A 25220-nucleotide genomic window follows, 5' to 3' on the forward strand; every position below is an offset into this window, starting at 1 on the left:
CAACCGAGGGCGGGGGCTCCGGTATTCCGTGCGGCGCCTCACGCCCGTGTGCCGCGTGCCGAACCGGCGCGGAGGTCAGTTCCGCCTGCCCGTGTCCTCGTCGGCCAGGCGCTCCATCATCTCGTTGTAGGCCCGCAGCTCGGCATCGTCCGTACGATCGGCCTCCCGGTCCACCCGCCGGTTCTCCCGTCCGCCGGCGATGGCCCACTGGACGGCGACGACGACGGCCAGGATCGCCGTCGGAAGCTCCCCGATGCCCCACATCAGCGCACCGCCGCGCTGCTGGTCCTCGATGGCCGTCAGGCCCCAGTCACGGCCCATGTTGCCGAACCAGGAGGCTTCGAGCAGGACGTCCATGCCCATGATCGCCACTCCGACGAAGGCGTGATAGACCATCGTGGCGATGAGCATGACCAGCCGCATGAAATGGGGCGGGCGGTAGGGAATGGGATCCTGGCCCACCAGCACCAGGGCGAACATGTAACCGGTGAACAGGAAGTGGGCCATCATGAACTCGTGCCCCACGTGCGTGCGCAGGGTCAGGCCCAGCAGCGGGGTGAAGTAGAAGAGCACGATGGAGCCGGCGAAGTTCACCGCGGCGAAGATGGGGTGGGTGACCACTTTGCCCCAGGTCGAGTGCACGAGGCGCAGGATCCATTCCCTCGGACCCCGGGTGCCGTCCCGGCGGGGCTCCAGCGCGCGCAGCAGCAGGGTCACGGGGGAACCGAGCACCAGGAACACGGGGACGATCATGGTCAGGGACATGTGCTCGACCATGTGCCAGCTGAACAGCACGCGAGCGTAGACCGCCACCGGGCCCGAAGTGGCCAGGAACAGCAGGATCAGGCCGATGTACCAGGAGATCGCGCGCAGCACGGGCCATCTGCCGCCGGTCCTGCCGACCTTCCACAGCGCCCACCCGTAGCTGAGACCGAAGAGCGCGATGACCGCGACCCACAGCCAGTCGGGGCGCCACTGGGTGATCGCACTGGCCCAGGTGGGTTCGGGGGGTAGCTCGTAGAAGGTCAGGATGCGCGCCGGGCTGGCATCGGGCGAGAGGTCCTCCGGTACCGGCGGGGCGGAGTTCCCCAGGGCGACGGCGACGCCGACCAGTGCGCCCATGAGCAGCAGCTCGCCGAAGACGATCTGCCACACGGCCCGTTTCCCGCTCATCCGATCGGCGATCAACGCCGGGATCACGGCCCTGCGGTGGACGTACCCCGCTACGCCCAGGGCCAGCGTGAGCACCAGCTTGACGATCACGAGCGTGCCGTACGGGCTGAGCAGCTGGGAGGGACTGCCGATGCGGACCGCGGCGTTGATCACGCCCGAGGCCAGTACCAGCACGAAGCACCACAGCGCCAGATGGGAGAAGCGGTTGAGCACGACCGCCGTGAGCGGCACCTCCTTGCCCTCGGCCGCCCGGACGGAACCGGATTTCCGGCGGGCGCGGGTGCCGATCGGCAGCCGTGCCGTGGACCGGTCGCGGGCCAGCAGCGGTGACAGCCATGCCAGCGCGATCAGCCCGCCCATCCAGGCGCTCACGCCCAGCAGGTGCAGGCCCAGGGAGTTCACGGCGCCCATGTGGTCGTCACCGCCCGCCGAGTGCCCGCTCAGGGCCATGGCCACCAGTGCGACGCACGACAGCGCGGTCGTCAGCAGCAGCCCCAGCAGGGAGCGCACCCCGAACACCAGGGTGGTCACGACCGCGGCCACGATCACCTCGACCCCCAGGGCCTGGCCGGTGGGGATATCGGTCAGGAAGCTGATCAGCTGTTGGGTATAGGCGGCGCTCGGGCTCAGCCGGACGCCGGACACCTCGGCGTAGGTGAAGACCACCACCACCGCCGCGGCAACGGTCCAGACCACGGCGGCTGCGCCGGCCAGCTGCAGGACCCGCGCGAACAGGGGGTGCTCCCGGGCGTCCGCCTCCTTGGAGACCCGGCTGCGGCCGTTCCGGGTGCCGGCGGCGCTCGGGACCACCCCCACGGCCACCAGGAGGGAGCCGATCGTCGCGATCAAGGCGACGTTGCGGATGGTCTCGCTGACCGGCAGGCCCCACCGCACCAGAGGGCCGGGGTCGGCCACCTGCTGCGGAGCGGAGGCACCCGAGAAGCCCAGCGCGACGGCCAGCGCGAGCAAGGCGACCAGAGCGGGCACGGACAACCACCACGGGGAGATCCCCGCGGCCATCCCCGCCGTCACGGGCCGTGCGGTGCCCTGGTCCGGGGCCGCGGCCGTACCGCCGTCCTGGTTCTTCTCGGGTGCTCCGGTCTTCATACCGCGTCGTCCTCACTTCCCGGACCGGTCGTCCGGGCCGTTCCTCTGCCGTCGTCCATGCCGTTCATGATGCGTTCCACGACGGCCTACCGGTGTCCTCGTGCCGGGCACCGGCCTCTGCTCGGGCTTATCGGTCGTGACGGTCCCCGCCGATGCGGCGTACCGCGACCACCGCACCCAGGATCACCAGGACCAGGACTGCACCCCCCGCGACGTACAGCCACACGGGTGCCCCGTCATCCGAATCGCCGGTCTCGGTCGCCGTCGGGTCGGCTTCACCGGTCGCGGAGTCCTGGTCCTGCGCCGGGGTGGCCGACGACGGCGCTGCCGGCACAGCGCTGGCGTCGTCGGTGGCGCCGGCGTCCTGGCCGACATCGTAGGTGAAGGTCCCCTCGATGGGATGGCCGTCGGAGGAGACCACCCGCCACACGACCGTATAGGTCTCCTCGATCCCTCCATCGGTCCCTCCAGTGGATTCGCCGGGGGGCGTGACGGCTTGGGCGACGGTCGGGCCGTTCAGGACCGGATCGCCGTCGGTGACGTCGGCACCCGAGGAGTCGGTGACCTGCACCGCCGTGCCGACGTCCTGGAGGTCGCCGGAGAAGGTCAGCTCGATCTCCTCGGGCGCCTCGTCCATCTGGGCGCCGTCGGCGGGATCGGAGGAGATCAAGGTGTCGTGCGCCCAGGCAGGGGCGGGAAGTGCCAGGAGAGCGGCTGCGGCCGTCGCTGCGGCGAGCCGGGCCAGCTGGGATCGTATGGACCGGCCGGTCTTCGGCCGATCCTGCAGTGCGGTTCCGGTACGGGGTTCAGGGATCTGGAAATTGGACATGTCTCTGCTTTCGGGCAGTGCACGGTCCCGGCCTCCGGGGCTCGATCGTGCATCGTCATCGGTCGGTCAGGCGCAGGCCTCCACCATGACGGGTCCGGGCCACCCTCGTGTTCGGGATCCGTCACTCCGGTCATCTGCCGGGAGCGACGCCGGGCGGGCCAGCCGTCAGGTGAGGCGCAACGCCCGAGGCGGCCCCCGGTAGCGCATCGAGCTGCGGGCCCAGCCGACCACCCGGGCGGGCAGGGGCGCGAGGAACCCGGGATGCCAGGGACGCACGGAGACCCACGGCATGGCGACTGCCACGGCCAGCCTGACGGCACGGACCAGCAGCGCGGCCATGGCCTTGAACAGGCCGGCCTCCCCGTAACGCAGCACGAAGATCGCGAGCACAGCCGCCATGACATGCATGATCAGCATGCCCGATGCGCCCATCGCCAGTGCGTGGCCCCCCGAGACAGCACCCACGGCCGCGTCCGCAGCACTCGCGACATGGGAGTGCCCCGCGTGCGCCGCAGCCGCCCCGCCTGCCGGGACGAGCACCAGGTCCGCGCCGCCTCCGGCCGGACCGCCGCCGAGATGGCCGGCATGCCCGGTGCGGTCGGCCGCCGTGACATAGGCCCCGGTCAGGGACAGGAGGGCGTGGAAGAGACCTTGGGAGACGACCACCGCGAGGGTCAGGCCGGCCAGGGGGATCCTGAGCCCGGCCAGGAGCATGCACACCGGCGCGGACAGGGCCACGCACAGGGCGAAGATCATGGGCGGCGGCCAGGCGCCTCCGGCGGCCACGTGCGCGAGCACCGCAGCACCAGTCGCCACGAACGACGCCGCCCAGCCACGGGTCAGTCGCAAAGCACGTGGGGTCACGCCCTGCTCCTTCCCCTGGTCCAGAACTCGTGAGCGGCGATGCCGGCGTCAACGGCCGGGTTCCATTATGCCGTCGTCGTCAAACCACCTCGCCCACTCTGTTCACCCTTCCGCCCAGATGTGAGTTGAGCCGCCCATCAGCGCTGATGGGCGGCTCAACTCACATCTGGGCGGAAGTTCTGGACGCAAGAGACGAGCGGTGGAATCCGTGTGGATTCCACCGCTCGTCTTGAATCACCGGCTTGCACCGATGATCAGGGGATCACTTGCCGGAGGCAGCAGCCTTCAGCTTGGAACCCGCGGAAATCTTCACGCTGTGACCGGCGGGGATGTTGATGGTCTCGCCGGTCTGCGGGTTACGGCCGGTACGGGCCTTGCGCTCGGTGCGCTCGACGGAGAGCCAGCCGGGGATGGTGACCTTCTCGCCGTTGGTCACGGAAGCTTCCAAGGTCTGGAACAGGGCGTCCAGCACGCCGTTGACCTGCGCCTGAGTGATGCCTGCCTTCTCGGCGACCTCGGCCACGATCTCGCTGCGGTTCTTAGCCATGTTGATGTCCTCCTGGACGTCGGGTCTGTGCGAGGGTCCCTTGCGAGAACCCACTACAGGTGGAAATTACCAGCTGGACTTGGTGATTCCCGGCAATTCGCCCCGGTGTGCCATCTCGCGGAAGCGGACTCGGGAGATTCCGAACTTCTGGAAGGTGCCGCGGGGGCGACCGTCGATCTGGTCGCGGTTGCGCAGGCGAGCCGGGGAGGCGTCACGCGGGAGCTTCTGCAGACCCAGGCGGGCTGCTTCGCGATCCTCTGCGGTGGCGTTCTCGTCGACCAGAGTCTTCTTCAGCTCGGCACGCTTCGCGGCGTAGCGGGCGACGATGACCTTGCGCTGCTCGTTCTTGGCGATCTTGGACTTCTTGGCCATTACTCAGCGCTCCTCACGGAAATCGACGTGCTTGCGGATCACCGGGTCGTACTTCTTGAGCACGACGCGGTCGGGGTTGTTCCGGCGGTTCTTGCGAGTCACGTAGGTGAAACCGGTGCCCGCGGTGGACTTCAGCTTGATGATGGGACGTACGTCCTTGTCCTTGGCCATGTCAGAACTTCTCCCCTCGCGCTGTCATGTCGGCGACCACGGCGTCGATGCCACGGGCGTCGATGACCTTGATGCCCTTGGCGCTGACGTTCAGCGTGACGGTGCGCCGCAGGGACGGAACCCAGTAACGCTTCTTCTGGATGTTGGGATCGAACCGGCGCTTGGTACGCCGGTGCGAGTGCGAAATGCTGTGCCCGAAGCCCGGCTTGGCCCCGGTCACCTGGCAGTGCGCTGCCATAGTGCTCTCCTCCATATGTCGACGAATGACGGCACGCTAACGGTGCTTGCTGATGAATGACTCACCGGTGCAGCGGCCGAAGCGTCCCGTCACCCTCAGTTGCAACCACCGTTCATGAACCCGGGGTCTGTCTGCAGACCTCCGCACGGTGGCAACCGTTACGGGTTCGCCACGACGACGGTGAAGATCTTGGTGTCGGGTGCGGACTCCACCACACGACAGCCTAAAATCATAGGCTTGTGGCGGTTCGCCCGCAACTTTCTGTCCCTCTCCCGGCACGATGCACCAGAACGCTCGCGGTGCACCCGGCCCTGGACAGGGACAGGAGTCGAGTCTAGTCGACTCGGCACGCCCGGCCAACCACCGGTGGCAGGGATCACCTCCCGCGCCCTCCGGCGCGCCCCTCCGGGCCCGCTGAATGGGACGGATGCGACGCCGGAACCTCCGGAGGGGTTCTCAGGAGACGGGCAGGTGGGAACCGGTGTCGAGGGACTCGACGGGCGAGTCCGGATCCAGGGTCCGCGGCTGCTCGGGTGCCGCGACATCGCGATAGAGACGCTCCCTGGAACCCAGAGCGCGGTTCATGGCCTCTGCCAGCGAGCGGACCCGGGCGGAGCGCTGGATCCGCTCGAGCAGGACGACCTCGCCTCCGTCGTCGGCCAGCGGGATCTGCCAGTTGGGGTATTCGTCGGAGGTACCGGGCTGGTTCTGCACGCGCTTCTCCCCCACGGCGTCCACCAGCTGGACGCAGTGCAGCAGCGACGGCGCGAGCGCCAGGTAGCTGTAGAGGCCTTCGATCTTCTCCTGCTCCGTGAGCTCGGAGATCTCCTTGCCGTCGGGCAGCAGGCCTTCATGGGCCACCGCCGCGAGCCACGCGTCGATCTGCTCCCGGGCCTCCTCCCGTTCGACCTCCACCGGGCGCTCCAGCACGCCCAGGCTCTCGCGGAGGTCCACCTGGACCCCCTCCAGGAAGCCCGCGGTGGGCGGAAGGTCGTGGGTTCCCACCGAGGCGAACGCCTCGCGCCGGTAGGTGCGCGGATCCTTGGGGCCATCGCCCTCCCGCTCGAACCACAGCACGGATGTGCCCAGCACGCCCCGCTCGAACAAGAACTCCCGAGCCGAGGGCTCCACGGTCCCCAGGTCCTCCCCCACGACGACGACCCCGGCTCGCTGGGCCTCCAGCGCCAGGATGCCGACCATGGCCTCGTGGTCGTAGTAGACGTACGCGCCGTCGGAGGCCGCATTGCCCTCCGGGATCCACCACAGCCGGAAGAGCCCGATCACGTGGTCGACCCGGATGCCCCCGGCGTGCCGGAAGATGGTGCGCAGCATCTCGCGCCACGGCTTGTAGCCGCCCTCCGCCAGGCGCTGCGGGTGCCATGGCGGCTGGGACCAGTTCTGGCCCTGCTGGTTGTACATGTCGGCCGGGGCGCCGACGGAGACCCCGTGCGCCATGACCTCGTGCAGCGTCCAGGCGTCGGCCCCGTCCTTCGTCACGCCCACGGCCAGGTCGTGCATCACGCCGATCTCCATGCCCGCGCACCGGGCGGCCTGCTGGGCCGTGGCGAGCTGATCGTCGAGCAGCCACTGGATCCAGACGTAGAAGTTGATGCGGTCCTTGAGCCGCTCGCGCGCCTCGATCGCGTAGGGCGAGTCGGGGGTCGAAGCGCCGGAGTCCCAGAGGCCGTGGTCCGGGCCGAGTTCCTCGCGCAGCGCGCACCACAGGCCGAAGTCCTGCAGGTGCTGGCCGCCTTCGCGAACGAACCGCTGCAGCTGCTGCTGGCGCTGAGGCGAGCGGCGGACCGTGTAGAGCAGCTCCAGGCTCTTGAGTTTGGCCGCGTAGATGCCGTTCCGGTCGATCGCGTCGGCGTCCAGCACCTTCCGGCGCTGGATGGCCGCGAGGGTGGAGACCACCTCGAGGTCGCTGGGGCGAAGGTAGGCGTACTCCTGGACATCGGCGATGCGCAGGTAGAGCGGGTTGAAGAACCGCCGGGTGACCGGGAGGTACGGCGACGGCTCGATGGGCGGCACAGGCTCGGAGGCGTGCAGCGGGTTGACCAGGACGTAGTCGGCGCCCTGCTCGCCGCCGATCGCGGTCAGGGCCGCGAGGTCGTTGATATCGCCCACCCCCCAGGAGCGATCGGAGGCCACCGAATACAGCTGGGCCGCCCAGCCCCACCGGCGTGCGCCGAGGAGCCGGTCGGTCGTGCTCAGCCGGGCGGGGGTCACCGCCACCTCGATCCGGGCTTCGAAGGCCTCTCCCGGCGAACCTCCCTCAGCAGCCGGACCGGAGGCCGCGGCTCGAAGCGCGTACCACTCGGGTTCGAGATCGCTCGGCAGCTCGAACAGCTGCCGCTCCACCTCGGCGCCGTCGATCCTCCGGGTCTCCGGCCGCCCCTGCGCCCGGACCAGCCGACGGGGACGGCCCTCGACCACCAGCTCGAGCGTCACCTCGGTACCCGGTGCCACGTGCACCGGGACCTGCGTGGCGACGTTCTCCGTGGTGACCACCACGGGAGGCAGGAAGCGGCGCCAGGGCTGCTCGTCCTTCGCGCGCAGCGACTCGTCGACCGCGTCCGGGTCCGTGACGTCGGCTCCCAGGGCCGTGAGCACCGCCGTGAGCGTGGGCTCGGGGACCTTGACCTCTTCGCCGTCGAAATTGTCGTAGGTGGTCCGCACGCCGTGGGCGGCGGCCAGCCGCTCCAGCGCGGACGGACCGCCGTCGTGACCTTCACCCCGTCCCGTCTGCTGCACCGCGGAACTGGACGCTGATTCTGAGGCCGAAGACTGCATAAGCACCATGCTAGCAACGCCGGGGGCGTGCGACGCACAAGCGGGGACCGCGGATCTTCAGGCATCCTGGGATACATGGCCGATCACCAGAGCACCCTCAGCACGCAAGCCCGCCCCCTGGATCCCGGATACCGCCCGTCGGCGGTCGTCTTCGACTGCGACGGCGTCCTGCTGGACACCGAGTCCGTCTGGACCGAGGTCCAGGAAGCGATGTTCACCCGGCACGGGCTGCCCTTCGACCAGGACGAGCAGCGGCGCATGATGGGCTGGTCCGCCCGCAGCGTCGCCCGGGAAGTCGCGACCCTCAGCGGCACGGACGCCGATGCGGCCTTCACCGAGATCCTGGCGACCGAGGCCGAGTTCCTGGAAGGGCACCTGCCGATGATCGACGGGGCGATGGAGCTGCTCCGCCGCGTCGCCGCCCGGGTGCCCGCCGCCGTCGCCTCCAACTCCACCCGGCAGATCCTGGACACCAAGATGAACGCCACGGGCATCGGAGAGCACGTGCGGACCTGGGTCTCCTCCGACGACACGCCCCCGGGCAAGCCGGAGCCGGATATCTACCTCGAGGCCGCCCGCAGGCTGGGGGTGGAGCCGGCTCGGTGCCTGGCGATCGAGGACTCGCCCGCCGGGGCGGCCGCCGCCATCGCTGCGGGCATGGTCACCGTGGGGGTCAGCGCGGACCCGGACGCCCACCCGGTGCCGTCGTCGGTGCTCGTGACGTCGTTGCTGGATCCGGCGCTGGAACAGCTCCTGGTCCGCTGGGGCTGGTGACGCCGTTCAGCGGTTCCAGAGACCGTAGGTCTTGGCCAGGTCCGAGACCTTGCGAGCGCGTGCCAGGCGCGGCAGGTAGCTGCCGTCCATGGCTCCGCTCTCCCCCGTCTCGAACTGCTCGATGAGCTCACGGGCCCAGGTGATCTCCTGCTCGGAGGGCGCCAGGCCCACGTTGATGCCATCGGCCTGGTCGGGGTCCAGGGTCAGCTTGCCGGTCATCCCCATCGACTGCGTCACCCGGCAGGCCTCCTGGAGATCTTCTCCCTGCGCCCCCACGGACGGCCCGTCGATCGGCCCCGGCAGCAGGCCGACGCGGGAGGCGATCACCAGGGCGGACCGCGCGAAGGCGAGAGCCATGGGGTCGTCGGAGGCGCCCGTGTCGCGGCGGAAGTCACCCACCCCGAAGGCCAGGCGGAACACACCGGGAGCGCGGGCGATGTCGTTGGCGCGGACCACGCCCACGGCCGATTCGATCAGGGCGATCACGGGGGTGCCGGCGGGCATCATCATGGCCGTGCGGGTGATGTGGTCGGGATGCTCGGTCTTGGCCAGCATCAGACCGCGGAGATTCTTGACACCGGCCAGGGCCTCGAGGTCGTGGTGCCAGTGCTCCGAGGAGATGTCGTTGATACGCACCCAGGCTCCGGCTCCGGCATTGAGCGCCTCGACCACCGCCTCACGGCCCTGCTGCTTCTGATCCTCCGGAAGACCGTCCTCGATGTCGAAGATCACCGAATCGGCCTCGGAGGCCAGCGCCGCGGGGAACACCGATGGGTCCGCAGCCCCCACGAGCAGGACGGAACGGGACAGTCGGGCGGGCAGCGCGGCGGCGCGCTGATTGCGGTACGGGCTCACAGAGATCCTTCGACGGCGTGGCAGTAGGAAGCCTAGGAGGCTTCCTCATCCTACGGGCTATGCCCGCAGCGGGGTATGCGCCGGATCGACCCGCTCGCCGTCGCGCACCGGACCGGGCGCCGTCGCCTCGCCGAAGGGGGAGCCTCCCAGCGCCTCCCGCCCGTGCGGCTCCAGCCAGTTGTCCAGGTCCGGGCCGGCAGGCACGATCCGGGTGGGATTGATGTCCGTGTGGACGACGTAGTAGTGCTGCTTGATCTGCTGGAAGTCCACGGTGTCCCCGAAACCGGGCGTGGTGAACAGGTCCCGCGCGTAGCCCCACAGGCTGGGAAGCTCCGTCAGCTTGTTCCGTGAGCACTTGAAGTGCCCCTGATAGACCGGGTCGAAACGGACGAGGGTGGTGAACAGCCGGACATCGGCCTCCGTGATGTGATCGCCCATCAGGTAGCGCCGGTCGGCGAGTCTCTCTTCGAGCCAGTCCATGGTCGCCCAGAGGCGCTCGTAGGCGAGGTCGTAAGCGGCCTGGGAGCCGGCGAAACCGCACCTGTACACGCCGTTGTTGACCTCCGTGTAGATCCGCCGCATGACCTGGCGCATCTCGTCCTCCAGCTCGGCGGGCCAGAGATCCGGTGCGCCCTCGCGGTGGAACCGGGCCCACTCCTTGGCGAAGTCCTCGGTGATCTGCGGGAAGTCGTTGGTGACCACCCGGCCGCTGCCGACCTCCACGATGGCCGGCACGGTGATGCCTCGCGGGTAGCCGGGGAAACGGGCGAAATAGGCCTGCTGCAGCCGTTCGATGCCGAGAACGGGGTCACGACCGTTCTCGTCGAGATGGAAGTTCCACGAGCGGACGTCGTGGAGCGGCCCGGGGAGCCCGAGGGAGATCGCGTCCTCCAGGCCGAGCAGACGGCGCACGATCAGCGTCCGGTTGGCCCACGGGCAGGCCCGGGCCGCTATGAGGCGATACCTTCCGGCCTCGACGGGCCAGGCCGCCGCGCCCGGCGAGAGCTCGGCCGCGGCGGGCTCGGCCACGATCCGGTCCTCGATGTAGGTGGTGTCCCGGTCAAAGGCCTCCCCCGTTCGCACGTAGGCGCCTTCGGTGCTGTGCTCGGCATCGCTCTTCACTCTTCGACCAGTGTCCTCTCCCGCGTCCACGGCACCCTCCGCCGTCATGGTGATCGCATTCCTCAGGCTGTCCTCAGGACCATGCGCCGCTCGGTGATCACGGATGACCTCTGGCGAGCGCACAGATTTCTTTTGACGATATGTCAATCAAAGCCTTTCCGGCGGCTTTCGCGCATCACATTCCGGACACATTTGCCCTGGTGACAGCGTCGGAGCCGGTGCTCCCGACGAGCCCTCGCACTCGGGCGGGGCGGGGGCTCCGGAAGCTTCGCCACCATCGCGGCCGGCCGGCCCTTGTCGCGAATCCGCTGTCGGGACGAACGCTTGCGCAGTAGGCTTGGCATGCAGATGCGACGACGGAAAGCGCAACCGCAGGAGGTGCGTCATGACTTCCGACAGCGCAGTGCCGCACGGACCGGAGGACACCCCGCTCCCCGAGTGGGGACGCCTGCGCCCGCCCGGATCCACGCCGCCCCCTCCCCCCGGTAATCCTGACTCCGCCGACAGCCGCCCGGATCCGCCGGAGGCAGTCGCCGCACGGCGTCGCGCCGCACGGGGACTGTCCTTCGCCTTGATCATGCTGGGGGTGCTGGTGGGCTTCGGCCTGGCCGCCCTGGGTCACCCGCTCATCGGCCTGACCGGCCTCGCACCCGCACTGGCGGGAGCGGCGGGTTTTCTCGCCGTGCACCTGGGCATCCCCAGGAGCCTGCGCCTGCCGGAGACGAGCCGCCATCGCCCCGGAAGATCGTGGTGGCTGCTGCCGGCGAGTCTCCTTGCACTCGGGCTGGCCGCACTGAGCGCGGTGTTCGTCACGGCCGGGGAGCCCGGCCCCGGAAACCCGTGGACGATCCTGTGGCTGGTCACGGCGGCCACACTCCTGACCGCTGCGGCTCTCGGATTCGGCCTGGTGGCAGCTTCCCGCCTGTCGGTCCCCGATGACGACGATGCACCCCTGCGCCGGGTCGACTGGTCCGAGGAGTACCCCCGGCGCTACGAGAGCCGCCCCCGCGGCCCCGCGGGACCTTACGACTCCTCCTGGCTCACGGGCAGACCGCATCCGCCGCGCTCTCGGCGCAAGGGCGGTCACGGCGATCCCGAGGACGTGTGATATATCATTCTGATTCGACCCCGGGCCCACTGCGATTGCCCCCTCAGACGCCTGACGGCTCATCCCACGGGGTGAATCGGCTACTGAAAGCGACATGCCCATGAGCGAACCCGAGTCCGAGGGCCGACGTCCGGCTGAGGGCGAGCCCCGCTGGCTCTCCGATGCGGAGCAGCAGACCTGGCGCCATTTCCTCTTCGGCTCGCGAGCGCTGATCCGCGGCATCGACAGGCAGCTCACGCGTGACAGCAACCTGTCGGCGGCGGAGTACGAGGTCCTGGTTCCTCTCTCCGAGTCCGAGGCCGGGATGATGCGCTCCCGTGATCTCCTCAATTTCCTGGGCTGGGAACGGAGCCGCCTGTCCCATCTGCTGACCCGCATGGACAGGCGCGGACTCATCTCGCGCCATCCGTGCCCGGGGGATGCACGCGGCCTGGACGTACGCGTCACGGAGGAGGGCCGGCAGGCCATCGAAGCGGCGGCCCCCGCCCACCTGGCCATGGTCCGCGCCGTCCTGATGGATGAGCTCACGGACCAGGAGGCCGCGGCGATCGACAGGATCCACGAGAAGATGACCAAACGACTGCGCGAGCTGGGCCTGGACTAGCGACTCCTGTTCGAGGCCTTTTGGCCTCTGCCGGTGCCGCGCGCCCCTCGACGGCCCGTCACGCGGCGCGGGGGTATCCACCGGCATCGGCGGGCGACCTCGCCAGGGCCGACTCGCGAAACTACGGGGAATAGGGACGGACCCTGTCACTTGGGGAAATGACAGGGCCCGTCAAACGTCCGTATCGGGGGAACAGGACGTCAACTACACGCGGGAACTATCCGGTGGCACATTGGGGGATCACCACCGGGCCGATACGCGTAGTGATTTCAATATAGGGGACTGGGCGTCCCCACACAAGTGGTCGATTTATCATGAGTCTTGACTTTTCGACCCCCTGTGGCGCATCTCTCACTAGGCAGAATATAGCAAAACCCCAGGTGGCAGGGGGTCAGTGCCTCCCGAGAGTCACCTGGGGTTTTCCCCTGAAAGTCCACAATTCGATACATCTTCATAAAGTGTGAAGTACCTTACATCCCCGCTGCCGGACGGGCTGACCCCGCCGGAGCCGGGATCGGGGCGCGTCTTCCAGGCGCCGGCACGCAGGCTACGGCGCCTCCGGGGCCGATACCTCGGTCGCCTCCAGGGCCGTGACCAGCTCGACGAAGTTCGCGACCAGGTGCGAGTAATCGCCCCGGCGCCAGACGAGGGCGAGTTCCGTCTCGGGAGCTCCGGCGAGCTCGCAGAATCTCACCCCGGCCATCCGCACAACCCGTGCGCCCACCGGGACCACGGCCACTCCCGTTCCCGCCGCCACGAGGCAGAGCGCCGCGGAAAGCTCCCGGACGACCTGGGCCACGCGGCACTCGAAACCCGCACCGCGGCAGATCTGCTGGGTGAGCCGGTGGATCGCCGTCCCCGGCGGATAGCTCACGAATCGTTCGTCCCGCAGGTCGCCGGCGGTCAGGGTCCCGTCCCGGCCCAACGGCCCCCGGGCCGGGACGGCGACCATCAGCGGCTCCCTCCCGATGATCCGGAAGCCGACCTCGGGACCGGCGGGCGGTGACCGGACGACGGCCGCGTCCAGATCCCCGTCCACCAACGCCTTCTCCAGCTCGGGAGACAGCATCTCCCCGTGCAGTTCGAGCTTCAGGTCCGGATACGCCTCCCCGGAGGCCCGCACGATCCCGGGCATCACCGTGTACGCCGCCGAACCCACCATGCCGATCCGCAGCGTCCCCGTGACCCCGGAGCCCGCCTGATAGACCTCCGCCCGCACCTCGTCCACCTCATCGACGATGGCGCGGCCGCGATCCAGCAGCAGGTGCCCCGCGGCCGTCAGGTCCACCCGGCGAGTGGTCCGCTCGAACAGTTTTACGCCCATCTGCTGCTCCAGCTGCCGGATGTGCTGGGAGAGCTGCGGCTGGGTGATCTTCAGCTTCCTGGCCGCGCGGCCGAAATGGCGTTCCTCCGCCACGGCGAGGAAGTAGTTCAGCTGCCGCAGTTCCATGGCCCCGGGAGGTCAGCCCTTATGGCTGAGGTCTATGTTCTTGCCCTCGAGCTCTTCACGGACCAGGCGGCGCTGGATCTTGCCGAGCATGGTGCGCGGCAGGTCGTCGACCTCCACGATGCGCCGAGGCACCTTGTACCGGGTGACCTTGGCATAGCAGTGCTCCCGCAGGGCGTGCTCGTCGAAGGCCTGGCCCGCGGCCGGGATGACCGCGGCCACGACGATCTCCGTCCCGTCCTCGTTCTTGAGCCCCACGACGGCGGCGTCCTCCACCGCGTCGCTCGTCCGGAGAGCAGCCTCGACCTCGCTGGGAGCCACGTTGAAACCGCCGGTGATGATGATCTCCTTGAGCCGGTCCACCACGCGGATGAAGCCGTCGTCGTCGACCGTGACCATGTCCCCCGTGCGCAGCCAGCCGTCCACGAGGGTCTCGGCGGTGGCGTCCGGGCGCTTCCAGTAGCCCTGGAAGACCTGGGGGCCGGACACCCAGAGCTCGCCCTCCTCACCCCTGGCCACGTCCTCCATGGTCTCGGGGTCGACCGTCCGAATGTCGGTCGAGGGGAAGGGGATGCCGATGCTGCCCGCCTTGCGCAACGAGTTGAGGGGATTGCAGGAGACCAGCGGCGAGCATTCGGTCAGCCCGTACCCCTCCACGAGCATCCCGTGCGTGCGCTGCTCCCATTCGTCCACGAGGTGGACGGGAAGGGCCATGGCGCCGGAGACGCCCATCTTGAGTCCGGCGAGGGAGACGCCCTTCCGGTCAGCCAGCTCCATGACCTTCTGGTAGACGGGCGGCACGGCCGGGAGCACCGTGGCCTGACGCTTCTTCATCGCTCCGACGATCAGATCCGGGCGCGGGGTGGGGAAGAGCACGAGGGTGGCCCCCAGGGACATCGCCAGGGTCATCCCCAGCGTGAGCCCGAACGCGTGGAAGAGCGGCAGGGCCCCGTAGAAGACCTCGTCGGAGCTGGCGTGCAGCCAGGCCGAGCCCATCGCGGCGTTGGACTCCAGGTTGCGATGAGTGAGCATCGCGCCCTTCGGCAGCCCCGTAGTACCGGAGGTGTACTGCAGCACGGCGAGATCGTGGGCCGTGGGATAGGGGTGATCGTGGGCGACGGGCTCGTGGGCCAGCAGCTCCTTCCACGGAGTCGTTCCCGGCGCGGGCGCGGTCAGGGCGGCCCGCTGCTCCCTCAGCTTCTTCAGCGGCAGGCGCAGGGCCGTGCGCATCAGCCGCGGCATGGCCGAGGTGATGTCCACCGAGACGATGTGCTCCAGGCCGACGTCCTGGGGCAGCGACTGGACAGCGGCTGCGGTCTTGTCCCAGACGATCGCCACGCGAGCGCCGTGGTCCTCGAACTGGTGCCGCAGCTCGGGCGCGGTGTAGAGCGGGTTGTGCTCGACGACGATCGCCCCGAGCCGCATGGCCGCGTAGAAGGCGACGATGTGCTGGGGGCAGTTGGGCAGCACCAGGGCCACCCGGTCGCCCGCCTCGACCCCGAGCTGCCTCAGCCCTTCGGCCGCCCGCTCCACGTCCTTGCCCAGCTGCTCGTAGGTGACGTCCACGCCGAAGAAGCTCACGGCGGCCTTCGAGCCGAAGAGCCCCACGGACCTCTCGAACATATGACTCAGCGAGGTGTCCGGAAGGTCCAGGTCGTGTGCGACGCCGTCGACGTAACTGGCGGTCCAGGGGCGGCCGGACAGGAACTCGAGGGAAGACCCGGGAGCCGTGGGGCCGGTGGCGGGATTGTGCTCAGGCATGGTGACGAGCCTACCGGTGGTGCGCTCCGCAGGCGGTGGTGATGACCGCACCACGTCAGACCGGGTATCGTCGTAATTTCATGTATCTTAATGCGCCGGCGGTCATCGGGTGGATCTCCGTCGTATAGTGAGGAGTATCCACCAGACCGGCTCCACCCGCTGGGGAGGTGAAACTGGCCCCCGGGAGTTCCTGTGAGCCGGGTTCCGGCATCATGGAGCACCCACGACATCGCGACCCTGAACGCCCCCGAACCGACCCGAGGTGTAAATATGCCCTCCACGCTCGTTGCAGTCGTTGATGACCACGAAGTCGTCCGCGAAGGCATCCGCCTTGTTTCCATGACTTCGCAGGCCGACGTGAAGCTCGTGGGGGCCGCCGCTACCGTTCCGGCACTGCTGGACCAGCTGGGCCGCGATCCGGAGAGCGCCTCCTTGACGGCGTACGGGGCCAAGCGCATCGACTGCGAGGTGGTCCTGCTGGACCTCTCCCTGACCGATCGTTCGCGCCCCTCGGAGAACGTGGAGAAGCTGCGTCAGGCGGGCATGAAGGTACTGATCTTCTCGGTGGGCGAGAACGCGACGCTGATCCGGGAGGCCCTGCGAGCCGGGGCCCTGGGACTGGTCCGCAAGTCGGAGCCCCTCGAGCATGCGATCGAGGAGGCCCGCAACATCGCCGAGGGCAAGCCGGTGATCACCAAGGAACTCGCCGCGGCCATCGACGGCGACGTCGAATTCGCACGTGCCAATCTCTCCCCGCGAGAGCAGGAGACCCTGCGTCTCTACGCCTCAGGGTTCGCCCAGGTCCAGGTGGCCCGCCGCATGGGCATCAAGCAGTCGGCCGTCAAGACCAACATCGACCGGATCCGGGAGAAGTACGCCCGCATCGGCCGTCCGGCGCCGACCAAGATCGATCTGCGCATCCGTGCGATCGAGGACGGCCTGGTGGATCCCGAGGCCGACGTCAACACGGTCGAACTGCGCCCTTGAGGGCATCCCGCGGCAGCGGGACTCCCCGGGGAACGAAGCACAAGGCCGGCACCCTCTCGTGAGTCACACCGAGATCCGATCCCAGCTCAACTACAAGCGCGTGCCCTCGAGGCTGCGCCGCTCCGGCCTTCCATCCGCGACCTCGCCCGTAGCCCTGGGGCCGTATGCGTACCGGCTGTTCTGGCTCGGCCAGATCTGCCTCGCGGTGCTGGCCTTCGCCCTGATCCTCGAGAGCCTGCCGAGACTGGGGCAGTTGGACGACGGCCCCTTGTCCTGGAGCCTCGTATTCCTCCTGCTCCACCTGGCCAACACGGTGGTCATGTTCGTCTTCGGCCTCCAGCGGAAGGTGGTGGTCTGGCCGCTGATCGTGACCGCCGTCCTGGGCCTCCTCGCCGTGGCCTCCGTGCCGTTCATGAGCGCCCGGGAACTGACCATCCAGCATCCGTGGATACCCTCCCTCCTCACGGTGGCAGCCATGGCCGTGGTCTACGTCTGGGGAACGGTCATGGGGCTGGTGTACGCATCCGGGTCCGCGCTGCTCTATGTGATCCTCAGCTGGGTGCAGGCCGGCCCGCTGGACGGCACGGCTGCGCTGCTCTCCTTCGCCGCCCAGGTCGCGGTGACACTGGTGGCCGTCATGATCGTCTCGGTCATCCGCAAAGTGGCGGAGAACGCGGACGAGGCCTACAACGACGCCCTGGCCCACGCCACGGCGCTCAAGCGCTCGCACAGCCAGGCCGAGGCCCAGGAACGCCTGGACCGCCTGATCCACGACAACGTCATGGCCGCCCTGCTGGACGCCTCCCGGGGTTCCGACGTGGTCTCCAAGCGCACCAAGAAACTGGCCCAGCGCGCCCTGAACGTCCTGGCCTTCGAGGAGAAGCGCGCCTCCGGCACGGCCACCACCCTGGTGCACGTCCTGGAGGACGAGCTGCTCGAGGCGCTGACCCCATGGCGCGCTCGCGTGCGGTTCACCTCCGTCACCCCGAACATCCGCCCGGTGGGTCAGCCCCGGGTCTTTCTCTGGACCGAGGTCGCACAGGCCCTGGTACAGGCTGTCACCGAGGCCGTGGCCAACAGCGCCCGGCACTCGGGGGCGGAGATCACCTACGTCACCATGAGCGGAGGCTCCTGCCCGCCCACCCGCCTGAATCCCCAGGGATTCTTCCTGCGCTTCGACATCGAGGACAACGGCCGCGGATTCCAGATCCGCGCGGTCGACGAACGCCGCCTCGGCGTCAGGGTCTCCATCACCGGCAACGTGCAGAACGTCGGCGGAGAGGTGCAGATCCACTCCCCCCTGCACCGCGGAACACATGTCGTCATCACCTGGCCACGCGATGCCGAACACCCTCACTGAGACGAAGGCGGATATCGGAATCCGCCGCCGCATCCTCAACGAATGGCACCGACGTCGAGACGTCGGTGGATTCGATGCCGCCTTCGAGCACCCATGGATGTATGCGGCCAGGCTCCTGGTTTTCGTGCCGTCCATCGCCGTGGGCCTGATGGCGGTCAACGGCTCGTACAATACGAGTGCTCAGCTGGCGGCCGTGGTGTTCTTCACCCTGAGCGTCCTCCTCGTCGTCTGGCCGACCAGCTCGCTGAGGATGGGCGACCTGCAGACGGTGACCTCATCGTTCCTCATGGTGCTGTGCGTGAGCCTGTCGTTCGAGGCGATGCCGCCCTCGCTGGGAGAGGCGACGCCACCCGCGATGGAAGGCCTGCCGTCGCCCTGGTACACGCTGGGCATCCACGCCTACATGGTCTGCCTGGTGGTCCGCAGGCGCACGGGCTGGGCCTGGGGCACGCTGTGCGTGGCGTTGCTCTTCGCGGCCAGCTACGGCGCGCGTTCAGATGTCGGCGCGCTCTCGGGCGTGCTGTCGATGTGCTCCCTGATCGGGCTGATCCTGGCCGCCCAGATCCTGGTCACGGAGATGCGTCGGCTGTTCACCCGCCGCCGGGAGGCCTGGCGGATGGGGCTCTCGGCCCGCACCACGGACGAGGAGAACCAGGATCTTGTCAATGCCTCGATCCGGCGGATCCAGGAGGTACGTCGCATGGCCGGCGGGCTGCTGGAGCGGATCGCCCACGACAACTCACCGGTCACCGACTACGACATCGCCCAGTTCCGCCTGACCGAGGCCCAGCTCCGGGATTCCATCCGCGGTCGGGCCATCGCCAATCCACGGCTCCTGGAAGTCGCCCGGAACGCCCGCGAGCGCGGCGTCACGGTGGACATCCTGGACGAGCGGGGGACTCCGCTTCCCCACCGCATCATGGAGGTCGTGACGGATCAGGCCGTCGCGGTGCTCGACGCCGCCCAGACAGGGGCTGTGACGATCCGCGCCTTCTCCCCCGACGACGCCACCGCGGTGTTCATCGTCCATGATCCGGGCGACGAGGACTCCGATGCGGTGGCCATCGAGATAGAGCAGGAGACCGGGGAGATCTCCGTGCTCTGAGGGCTCCACACCCCGCCCTTCCGGGCCCCGGGCGAGCCGGTGTCCCCAGATGCCCCGGCTCGTCCGGCGTCGGGCCACGGCGGTCCGTAGGGTCCGTGCATGGACTCCACGCGCTTCGACGTCACGACCAGCATTCAGCCCGCCGCGCTCCCGGTCGCCCCCTCGGCTGCACCGGCCGGTTCTCCCGATCTCCGGGGCGCCGGAGAGGATCCCGGCGGGAGGCTTCATCGCATCCTGGACCACGCGGTGCTGTGCGCCGATGGCGTGTACCGCTGCCCGTGGGCTCTGGTGAACTCCGTGGTCCTGGAGGAGCACGATCTCGTCTGGGGCCGTCGGCCCCTCACCTCCCCCGCCTGGTTCGAGGCGCTGGCGATGGAGATCTTCCAGGCCGGGTTGGCAACGGGAACCGCAGCCGGGCGCCGCGGTGCGTTGAGCGAGGCCATGTGCGGCTTCCTGCCGGCCAGAACCGGGCTGCTCGCGGACGAGGACGTCGACGAGCTCATGCTGGACCGTCGCCTCATCCGTAACCGGGCCAAACTGGTGGCGGTCATCCACGCGGCCAGGCTCGTGCAGGGCTGGGACACGGAGGACTGGGAGGAGATCACCGGCGCTGCGGCCGCTCACCCCGGCGAAGCCCCCCGGCAGCTCGCGCAACGGTTCCGCGAGCTCGGTCTGGTCCATGTGGGGCCCGGCATTGCAGGGCACTTCCTGGCCCGGACGGGCGTCGTCACCGGACATGTGGAAGGCTGCCACCGCCACCCCGCCGCGGGAGACCCGACGGCGGAGGGCTGGTGACGGCGACCGGCAGGGGACCGGTCATCCGGTGGACGGGACGGAGCTAGTCCAGGAGCAGGGCCGGCTCCTCGAGGATCTTGGCGACATCGGCCATGAAGCGTGCCGAGAGATCGCCGTCGACCACGCGATGATCGAAGGAACCGCCCAGGGTGGTGATCCACCGGGGGATGATCTCCCCGTCGACCACCCAGGGCTTCTGCTTGATCGTGCCGAAGGCCACGATCGCGACCTCGCCGGGATTGATGATCGGGGTGCCGATGTCGATGCCCAGCGATCCGATGTTCGTGATCGAGATGGTCCCGTTCTGCATGTCCCCGGGCTGGGTCTTGCCCGCACGCGCCGTCTTGGTCAGGTTGTCCAGGGCGACCGCGAGCTCGCGCAGGGACATGTCCTGGGCGTCCTTGATGTTGGGGACCATCAGCCCGCGGGGGGTGGCCGCCGCGATACCCAGGTTCATGTACCGCTTGATGATGATCTCGCTGTCCGTCCAGGTGGCGTTCACCTGGGGATTCCGGGCGGTGGCCCAGATGATCGCCTTGGCCAGGATCAGCAGGGGTGTGATCTTGACGCCGTCGAAGTAGTCGGCCTCCTTCAACCGCTTGACGAACTCCATCGTGCGGGAGGCGTCCACGTCCACGAAGATCGAGACGTGCGGTGCGGTGAAGGCGCTCTTGACCATGTTCTGAGCGGTCAGCTTACGAACGCCCTTGACGGGGATCCGCTGGGTACGGTCACCCGCTCCCGGCGCGTTGGTGGAGACCCAGAAGGAGTCGGGGCCGTCCGGGATCTCACGCAGATGCGCCGCGTAGGCCAGCAGATCGCGTTTGGTCACCTGGCCGGATTCCCCGGTGCCGGTGACATCCGCCAGGTCGATGCCCATCTCCTTCGCGACTTTGCGCACGGGAGGTTTGGCCAGGGCCGGGCGCCGCGGGGTCTCCTGATCGGCGGTGGACGGCACGGGTGCTGCCCCGCCCCCTGCCTCCTGGCGGCGGCCGCCGAGCCAGGCCGGACGCTCCGCTGCGGACTGGCCCAGGCCGGCGCGGGAGAGCAGGTCCGCGATGCCCTCCCCGAAGGAAGGCCGCCCCGCAGGGCCCGGCCCCTGGCGCGGGGCCTCATGAGCCTGGGAGGCCCTGCGCTCCGGTTCCGCCCCCTGGTTGCGCCGCGGCAGGGTCGGCTGCCGCCGTCGGCGGACCACCGGGTCCGCCTTCGGCCCCGATCCGACGAGGGCCTGCTGGGAGGCGGCCTCCTCTCCCTCGACCTGCTTCTGGTGCGAACCCGCCTTGCCGTCCTGGTTGTCCCCGGACCGGGTGGAGGCACGGGAGGCGGCATCGGCCTCGCCCGTGTAGCCGGGGTCGGGCAGGTTGCCCGGTGACTCGGAGTCGGCCCCGATCACGATCAGCGGCGTACCCACCTCGACGGTGCGGCCCTCGTCCACAAGCAGGTCCAGGACCGTGCCGTCCCATGGAGAGGGCAGCTCTACGAGGGATTTTGCCGTCTCGATCTCCAGCAGGACCTGGTCGACCACGACTTTCTCGCCGGGGCCGACCTTCCAGCTCACGATCTCGGCTTCTGTCAGCCCTTCGCCAACATCGGGCAGGGCGAAAACCTCAGACATTCAAGGCTCCTTCCGGGCAGCGGGCCGGACTCCCCCAGGGGCGTCTCCCGCGGCGATTCAGTACGCGAAAGCTCGTTCCACCGCGTCAAGGATGCGATCGAGGTCGGGGACGTAGTTCTCTTCCATGCCGGCGGGCGGATACGGCAGGTGGTAGCCGCCCACCCTCTGGACGGGCGCCTCGAGGCTGTAGAAGCACCGGTCGGTGATCCGCGAGGCGATCTCAGCCCCGAGACCGCCGAAGACCGGGGCCTCGTGGGCGACCACCATACGTCCGGTGCGGTTCACGGACGCCTCGAGGGTGTCGAAGTCGATCGGGGACAGCGAGCGCAGGTCGACCACCTCCACCGAGTGGCCGTCCTCGAAGGCCGCCTCGGCCACGGCGAGGGCCACGGGCACCAGCGGCCCCCAGGCCACGAGGGTCAGCTCCTCCCCCTCCCGGACGACGTGCGCCGTGAAGGGGCTCTCGCTGGTGGGCCGCAGCAGGTCCACCTGGCCCCTGAGCCAGTAGCGGCGCTTGGGCTCGAAGAAGATCACGGGGTCCTGGCTGCTGATCGACTGCTGGATCATCCAGTAGGCGTCCTGCGGGGTGGAGGGGGTCACGATCCGGACCCCTGCGGTGTGCGCGAACAGCGCCTCGGGGGATTCGGAGTGGTGCTCGATGGAGCCGATCACCCCGCCGCTGGGAATGCGGATGGTCACGGGCACCTGGACATCGCCGTCGGAACGGGCGTGCATCTTGGCCAGCTGGGTGGTGATCTGGTTGAACGCCGGGTAGGTGAAACCGTCGAACTGGATCTCGCACACGGGCCGGTAACCGCGCATGGCCATGCCGATCGCGGTCCCGACGATGCCGGCCTCGCCCAGAGGGGTGTCCCTGACGCGGTGAGCGCCGAAGTCCCCTTTGAGTCCTTCGGTGACCCGGTAGACGCCTCCCAGGGAGCCGATGTCCTCTCCCATCAGCAGGACCTTGGGGTCGTCGGTCAGAGCGCGGCGCATCCCCAGATTCAGCGCCTTGGCCATGGTGGTGCGCAACGTGGACTCGGTGGTCTCGCTCATGCCCGGTCCTCCTGTGCGGCGTCGTGGCCGGCGGAACCGGCCGGGGTCTCATCGTGGTCGGGGAGGAACGAGCTCTGGTAGTCCAGGTACCACTGGCGTTCCTCGTCCACCAGCGGATGTTCGGCGGCGTACGCGACGTCGAAGCGCTGCTCCAGGTCCTCCGGCCGGCCGGCCAGGATCTCCGTGCGCGTGGACTTGATCCACGCCGTCGTCTCCTCCTCCAGCTCGTCGAACCACTGCTGCCCGACCCCGTATTCGCCCTCGAGCAGTGCCCGCGTGCGCAGAAGGGGGTCGCGGGCGGCCCAGCGCTGCTCCTCGGCAGTGCTCCGGTACTTCGTGGGATCGTCGGCCGTCGTATGCGCCCCCAGCCGGAAGGTCTCGGCCTCGATCATGACCGGGCCCCGGCCCTGCCGGGCCTCGGCCATGGCCCACCGGGTCACGGCCAGCACGGCGAGCGGATCGTTCCCGTCGACCCTGACCCCTTCGAAGCCGTATCCGGCGGCACGCGCGGCCAGGGGGACGCGGGACTGCGTGGAGAACGGGACGGAGATCGCCCATTGGTTGTTCTGCACGAAGAACACGACGGGTGCGTCGTAGGACGCCGCGAAGACCATGGACTCGTGCACCTCGCCCTGGGTGGAGGAGCCGTCCCCGAAGTAGACCAGCACGGCCTCTTCCGCGGGTGCGGGTTCCCCGGCGTCCTCCGCGAGCCGCCGGTCCTGGTCGATGCCCATCGCGTATCCGACGGCGTGCGGGACCTGCGAGCCGAGCACGAGGGAGTAGACGTGGGTCCTGGTCTCCGAGGGCTTCCAGCTGGAGGCCTTGTGCCCGCGGAACTGGGACATCATCTGGCCGGCGGGGATGCCGCGTTCCAGGATCACGGCGTGCTCGCGGTAGGAGGGGAACACGAAGTCCCGCTCACCGACCGCTCGCGCCGAGCCCACCTGTGCCGCCTCCTGGCCCCGTAGCGGCGGCCACAGCGCCATCTGCCCCTGCCGCTGCAGGGAAGTGGCCATCTCGTCCAGGCGGCGGGAACGCAGCATGGAACGGTAGATCTGAGCGACGGCGTCGTCGTCCAGGTCCTCGACCCACGGCCCGAACCGGTCGTCCTGAAGTCTTCTGCCGTCTTGATCGAGCAGACGGACCACCGGCAGAGCGCACTCCACGGTGGCCGGGTGCTCGCCGACACCTGCCGTCGCCCGGGCGTCCCGGGGGTCGGCTGTGCCCGGCTCGCCTGAGATGTTCTCAGTTGGTGTCAAAGGTGGGTCCCCCTGGCTTGAGCGACTGTTCGAGGCTGTTCCTGCTGCGGTCCGCATCCGTGAGGATCAGCCGGCGGGCGCGCTGCCCAGTTCTTGATGCGAGCTTACGGGACGCTGCGGCAATGGTGAGAAGCTCGCGCAGACCGCCAGGAAGCGGTCGTTGGCCTCCGGCTCACCGATCGTGACCCGCACGCCCTCTCCCGGGAAGGCCCGGACCGACAGCGCCTGGGCGTCGCAGGCCTGCGCGAACCGCTCCGCGTCCGCCCCCAGGTCCAGCCAGACGAAGTTCGCCTGCGTGTCCGGCACCCAGCACCCCAGACGGGCCAGACCCGCCTGGACCCGCTCGCGTTCGGAGTTGATCCGCGCCACGCGCTCGGCCACCTGCTCGGGGTGCCGCAACGTCGCGATGGCCGCCGTCTGGGCCAGCTGGGTCACGGCGAAGGGCACGGTCACCTTGCACAGCTGCTCGGTGATCGCCTGCTGGGACAGGCTGTAGCCCACGCGCAGGCCGGCGAGGCCGTGGGCCTTGGAGAAGGTGCGGAGGGCGACGACATTGGGGTGCGCCTGATACGTGCGCACGCCGTCCGCCACATCGGGATCCGACTGGAACTCCCGGTAGGCCTCATCGAGCACGATCACGACGTCCTGCGGGACCCGCGCCACGAAATCCTCAACCGCCTCCTGGGACAGCGACGGCCCGGTGGGGTTGTTGGGCGAGCACAGCAGGATCACCCGCGTGCGTTCCGTGACCGCGGCCAGCATCGCCTCCAGGTCGTGCGAGCCGTCGGGCCGGTTGGGCACCTGCACGTTGACGGCTCCGGCCGTGGTGACCACGATCGGGTAGGCCTCGAAGGAGCGCCAGGGGTAGACGACCTCATCGCCCACACCGTCGTCACCGGTGCCCGCGAACGCGGCCAGTATCTGGGAGAGGGCGCCCAGGCTGCCCGCGCCCGTGACGATGTCGCCGGCCGGCACCCCGAGCACGCGGGCGAGCTCGGCGCGCAACTGCACGGTGCCGGGATCCGGGTAGCGGTGCACCCCGGCGGCCGCCTCGATCAGTGCTTCGCGGGCCGCGGGAACGGGCCCCCAGGGGTTCTCGTTGGACGAGAGCTTGTACGGAGTCAGCCCCGCGACCTCGACAGGCGGCTTGCCGGCGGCATAGGAGGGCAAGGCGCTCAGAGCACTACGGGCACGGATCGGACTCATAGGCTCACTCTAACCGGCGCGGGGGCCTCCGCAGCGGTCATCGGATCCTTGGACACCGGGACCGGGAGGATG

At 69.2% G+C, this 25220-nt stretch carries 23 protein-coding genes; 7 read left to right on the forward strand and 16 right to left on the reverse strand.

Features of this window, described 5'->3' with window-relative positions:
* Window positions 1-75: 75 nt before the first annotated feature.
* From FCK90_RS02935 to malQ, 8 genes are all read right to left on the reverse strand, one after another.
* Window positions 76-2280: a bifunctional copper resistance protein CopD/cytochrome c oxidase assembly protein gene (locus tag FCK90_RS02935; RefSeq protein ID WP_158032796.1), complete on the reverse strand. Its 2205-nt coding sequence runs from the start codon at window positions 2278-2280 to the stop codon at window positions 76-78.
* Window positions 2281-2407: 127 nt separating this feature from the next.
* On the reverse strand, window positions 2408-3109 hold the full coding sequence (locus tag FCK90_RS02940) for a copper resistance CopC family protein (RefSeq protein WP_158032797.1): 702 nt from the start codon (window positions 3107-3109) through the stop codon (window positions 2408-2410).
* 165 nt (window positions 3110-3274) lie between these two features.
* Window positions 3275-3973, reverse strand: a complete 699-nt coding sequence (locus tag FCK90_RS02945) for a hypothetical protein (protein WP_158032798.1) — start codon at window positions 3971-3973, stop codon at window positions 3275-3277.
* Between the two features lie 262 nt (window positions 3974-4235).
* Entirely contained in the window at window positions 4236-4520 is a 285-nt protein-coding gene (locus FCK90_RS02950; RefSeq protein WP_158032799.1) for an HU family DNA-binding protein, read from the reverse strand.
* 66 nt (window positions 4521-4586) lie between these two features.
* The gene (rpsN, locus tag FCK90_RS02955; RefSeq protein WP_158032800.1) at window positions 4587-4892 is read right to left on the reverse strand and encodes a 30S ribosomal protein S14; all 306 of its coding nucleotides are present in this window, start codon (window positions 4890-4892) and stop codon (window positions 4587-4589) included.
* 3 nt (window positions 4893-4895) lie between these two features.
* Window positions 4896-5063 (reverse strand): 50S ribosomal protein L33, encoded by a 168-nt coding sequence (gene rpmG, locus FCK90_RS02960; protein WP_158032801.1) that lies wholly within the window; start codon window positions 5061-5063, stop codon window positions 4896-4898.
* 1 nt (window position 5064) lies between these two features.
* Window positions 5065-5301 carry a 50S ribosomal protein L28 gene (gene rpmB / locus FCK90_RS02965; protein WP_158032802.1) on the reverse strand — a complete coding sequence of 79 codons (237 nt, stop codon included), beginning with the start codon at window positions 5299-5301 and terminating at the stop codon, window positions 5065-5067.
* Between the two features lie 456 nt (window positions 5302-5757).
* Window positions 5758-8055, reverse strand: coding sequence for a 4-alpha-glucanotransferase (gene malQ, locus FCK90_RS02970; protein ID WP_246179932.1), 2298 nt, complete (start codon window positions 8053-8055; stop codon window positions 5758-5760).
* A 114-nt stretch (window positions 8056-8169) separates the two neighbouring features.
* On the opposite strand from malQ, the gene FCK90_RS02975 reads away from it, so the two are divergent.
* Window positions 8170-8868, forward strand: a complete 699-nt coding sequence (locus FCK90_RS02975; RefSeq protein ID WP_158032804.1) for an HAD family hydrolase — start codon at window positions 8170-8172, stop codon at window positions 8866-8868.
* A 6-nt stretch (window positions 8869-8874) separates the two neighbouring features.
* Here the strand turns inward: FCK90_RS02975 and FCK90_RS02980 are convergent, their stop codons facing one another.
* Entirely contained in the window at window positions 8875-9723 is an 849-nt protein-coding gene (locus FCK90_RS02980; RefSeq protein ID WP_158032805.1) for an HpcH/HpaI aldolase/citrate lyase family protein, read from the reverse strand.
* A gap of 57 nt (window positions 9724-9780) precedes the next feature.
* Window positions 9781-10893, reverse strand: a complete 1113-nt coding sequence (locus tag FCK90_RS02985; protein ID WP_158032806.1) for a glutathione S-transferase family protein — start codon at window positions 10891-10893, stop codon at window positions 9781-9783.
* A gap of 337 nt (window positions 10894-11230) precedes the next feature.
* On the opposite strand from FCK90_RS02985, the gene FCK90_RS02990 reads away from it, so the two are divergent.
* Window positions 11231-11953 carry a hypothetical protein gene (locus FCK90_RS02990; RefSeq protein WP_158032807.1) on the forward strand — a complete coding sequence of 241 codons (723 nt, stop codon included), beginning with the start codon at window positions 11231-11233 and terminating at the stop codon, window positions 11951-11953.
* Between the two features lie 100 nt (window positions 11954-12053).
* Entirely contained in the window at window positions 12054-12557 is a 504-nt protein-coding gene (locus FCK90_RS02995) for a MarR family winged helix-turn-helix transcriptional regulator (RefSeq protein WP_158032808.1), read from the forward strand.
* Window positions 12558-13104: 547 nt separating this feature from the next.
* Here FCK90_RS02995 and FCK90_RS03000 read toward each other — a convergent pair.
* Window positions 13105-14007, reverse strand: coding sequence for a LysR family transcriptional regulator (locus FCK90_RS03000; RefSeq protein WP_158032809.1), 903 nt, complete (start codon window positions 14005-14007; stop codon window positions 13105-13107).
* A gap of 12 nt (window positions 14008-14019) precedes the next feature.
* Window positions 14020-15765 (reverse strand): long-chain-fatty-acid--CoA ligase, encoded by a 1746-nt coding sequence (locus FCK90_RS03005; RefSeq protein ID WP_158032810.1) that lies wholly within the window; start codon window positions 15763-15765, stop codon window positions 14020-14022.
* 270 nt (window positions 15766-16035) lie between these two features.
* Here FCK90_RS03005 and FCK90_RS03010 point away from each other — a divergent pair, with 270 nt between their 5' ends.
* The 4 genes from FCK90_RS03010 to FCK90_RS03025 all read left to right on the forward strand — a co-directional run bounded on the left by FCK90_RS03010 (window position 16036) and on the right by FCK90_RS03025 (window position 20012).
* Window positions 16036-16752, forward strand: a complete 717-nt coding sequence (locus FCK90_RS03010; RefSeq protein WP_158032811.1) for a LuxR C-terminal-related transcriptional regulator — start codon at window positions 16036-16038, stop codon at window positions 16750-16752.
* Between the two features lie 58 nt (window positions 16753-16810).
* Window positions 16811-18112, forward strand: coding sequence for a sensor histidine kinase (locus FCK90_RS03015; protein ID WP_158032812.1), 1302 nt, complete (start codon window positions 16811-16813; stop codon window positions 18110-18112).
* A complete protein-coding gene (locus FCK90_RS03020; protein ID WP_158032813.1) occupies window positions 18069-19217 on the forward strand; it encodes a PepSY domain-containing protein in 1149 nt (382 codons plus the stop codon). The genes FCK90_RS03015 and FCK90_RS03020 overlap by 44 nt, the downstream gene beginning before the upstream one ends.
* Before the next feature lie 99 nt (window positions 19218-19316).
* Window positions 19317-20012 (forward strand): DNA-3-methyladenine glycosylase I, encoded by a 696-nt coding sequence (locus FCK90_RS03025; RefSeq protein WP_158032814.1) that lies wholly within the window; start codon window positions 19317-19319, stop codon window positions 20010-20012.
* Between the two features lie 43 nt (window positions 20013-20055).
* On the opposite strand, the gene FCK90_RS03030 is transcribed toward FCK90_RS03025, so the two are convergent.
* From FCK90_RS03030 to hisC, 4 genes are all read right to left on the reverse strand, one after another.
* Window positions 20056-21627 (reverse strand): dihydrolipoamide acetyltransferase family protein, encoded by a 1572-nt coding sequence (locus tag FCK90_RS03030; RefSeq protein WP_158032815.1) that lies wholly within the window; start codon window positions 21625-21627, stop codon window positions 20056-20058.
* A 57-nt stretch (window positions 21628-21684) separates the two neighbouring features.
* Window positions 21685-22683 carry an alpha-ketoacid dehydrogenase subunit beta gene (locus FCK90_RS03035; RefSeq protein ID WP_158032816.1) on the reverse strand — a complete coding sequence of 333 codons (999 nt, stop codon included), beginning with the start codon at window positions 22681-22683 and terminating at the stop codon, window positions 21685-21687.
* Complete coding sequence (locus tag FCK90_RS03040; protein WP_246179934.1) at window positions 22680-23942, reverse strand: thiamine pyrophosphate-dependent enzyme; 1263 nt, start codon at window positions 23940-23942, stop codon at window positions 22680-22682. The genes FCK90_RS03035 and FCK90_RS03040 overlap by 4 nt, the downstream gene beginning before the upstream one ends.
* 66 nt (window positions 23943-24008) lie before the next feature.
* A complete protein-coding gene (hisC, locus tag FCK90_RS03045) occupies window positions 24009-25148 on the reverse strand; it encodes a histidinol-phosphate transaminase (protein WP_158032818.1) in 1140 nt (379 codons plus the stop codon).
* Window positions 25149-25220 lie beyond the last annotated feature (72 nt).

Source organism: Kocuria coralli (assembly GCF_008831305.1).
Classification (GTDB): domain Bacteria; phylum Actinomycetota; class Actinomycetes; order Actinomycetales; family Micrococcaceae; genus Kocuria; species Kocuria coralli.

Bases quoted from the DNA above. Each gene is read 5' to 3' on its own strand.
- FCK90_RS02985 (WP_158032806.1), bottom strand. From the start codon at position 10,893: ATGACGGCGGAGGGTGCCGTGGACGCGGGAGAGGACACTGGTCGAAGA.
- FCK90_RS03035 (WP_158032816.1), bottom strand. From the start codon at position 22,683: ATGAGCGAGACCACCGAGTCCACGTTGCGCACCACCATGGCCAAGGCG.
- rpmB (WP_158032802.1), bottom strand. From the start codon at position 5,301: ATGGCAGCGCACTGCCAGGTGACCGGGGCCAAGCCGGGCTTCGGGCAC.
- FCK90_RS02940 (WP_158032797.1), bottom strand. From the start codon at position 3,109: ATGTCCAATTTCCAGATCCCTGAACCCCGTACCGGAACCGCACTGCAG.
- FCK90_RS03020 (WP_158032813.1), top strand. From the start codon at position 18,069: ATGTCGTCATCACCTGGCCACGCGATGCCGAACACCCTCACTGAGACG.
- FCK90_RS02950 (WP_158032799.1), bottom strand. From the start codon at position 4,520: ATGGCTAAGAACCGCAGCGAGATCGTGGCCGAGGTCGCCGAGAAGGCA.
- FCK90_RS03025 (WP_158032814.1), top strand. From the start codon at position 19,317: ATGGACTCCACGCGCTTCGACGTCACGACCAGCATTCAGCCCGCCGCG.
- FCK90_RS02995 (WP_158032808.1), top strand. From the start codon at position 12,054: ATGAGCGAACCCGAGTCCGAGGGCCGACGTCCGGCTGAGGGCGAGCCC.
- hisC (WP_158032818.1), bottom strand. From the start codon at position 25,148: ATGAGTCCGATCCGTGCCCGTAGTGCTCTGAGCGCCTTGCCCTCCTAT.
- FCK90_RS03000 (WP_158032809.1), bottom strand. From the start codon at position 14,007: ATGGAACTGCGGCAGCTGAACTACTTCCTCGCCGTGGCGGAGGAACGC.
- FCK90_RS02990 (WP_158032807.1), top strand. From the start codon at position 11,231: ATGACTTCCGACAGCGCAGTGCCGCACGGACCGGAGGACACCCCGCTC.
- rpsN (WP_158032800.1), bottom strand. From the start codon at position 4,892: ATGGCCAAGAAGTCCAAGATCGCCAAGAACGAGCAGCGCAAGGTCATC.
- FCK90_RS03030 (WP_158032815.1), bottom strand. From the start codon at position 21,627: ATGTCTGAGGTTTTCGCCCTGCCCGATGTTGGCGAAGGGCTGACAGAA.
- FCK90_RS02975 (WP_158032804.1), top strand. From the start codon at position 8,170: ATGGCCGATCACCAGAGCACCCTCAGCACGCAAGCCCGCCCCCTGGAT.
- FCK90_RS03005 (WP_158032810.1), bottom strand. From the start codon at position 15,765: ATGCCTGAGCACAATCCCGCCACCGGCCCCACGGCTCCCGGGTCTTCC.
- rpmG (WP_158032801.1), bottom strand. From the start codon at position 5,063: ATGGCCAAGGACAAGGACGTACGTCCCATCATCAAGCTGAAGTCCACC.
- FCK90_RS03010 (WP_158032811.1), top strand. From the start codon at position 16,036: ATGCCCTCCACGCTCGTTGCAGTCGTTGATGACCACGAAGTCGTCCGC.
- FCK90_RS02935 (WP_158032796.1), bottom strand. From the start codon at position 2,280: ATGAAGACCGGAGCACCCGAGAAGAACCAGGACGGCGGTACGGCCGCG.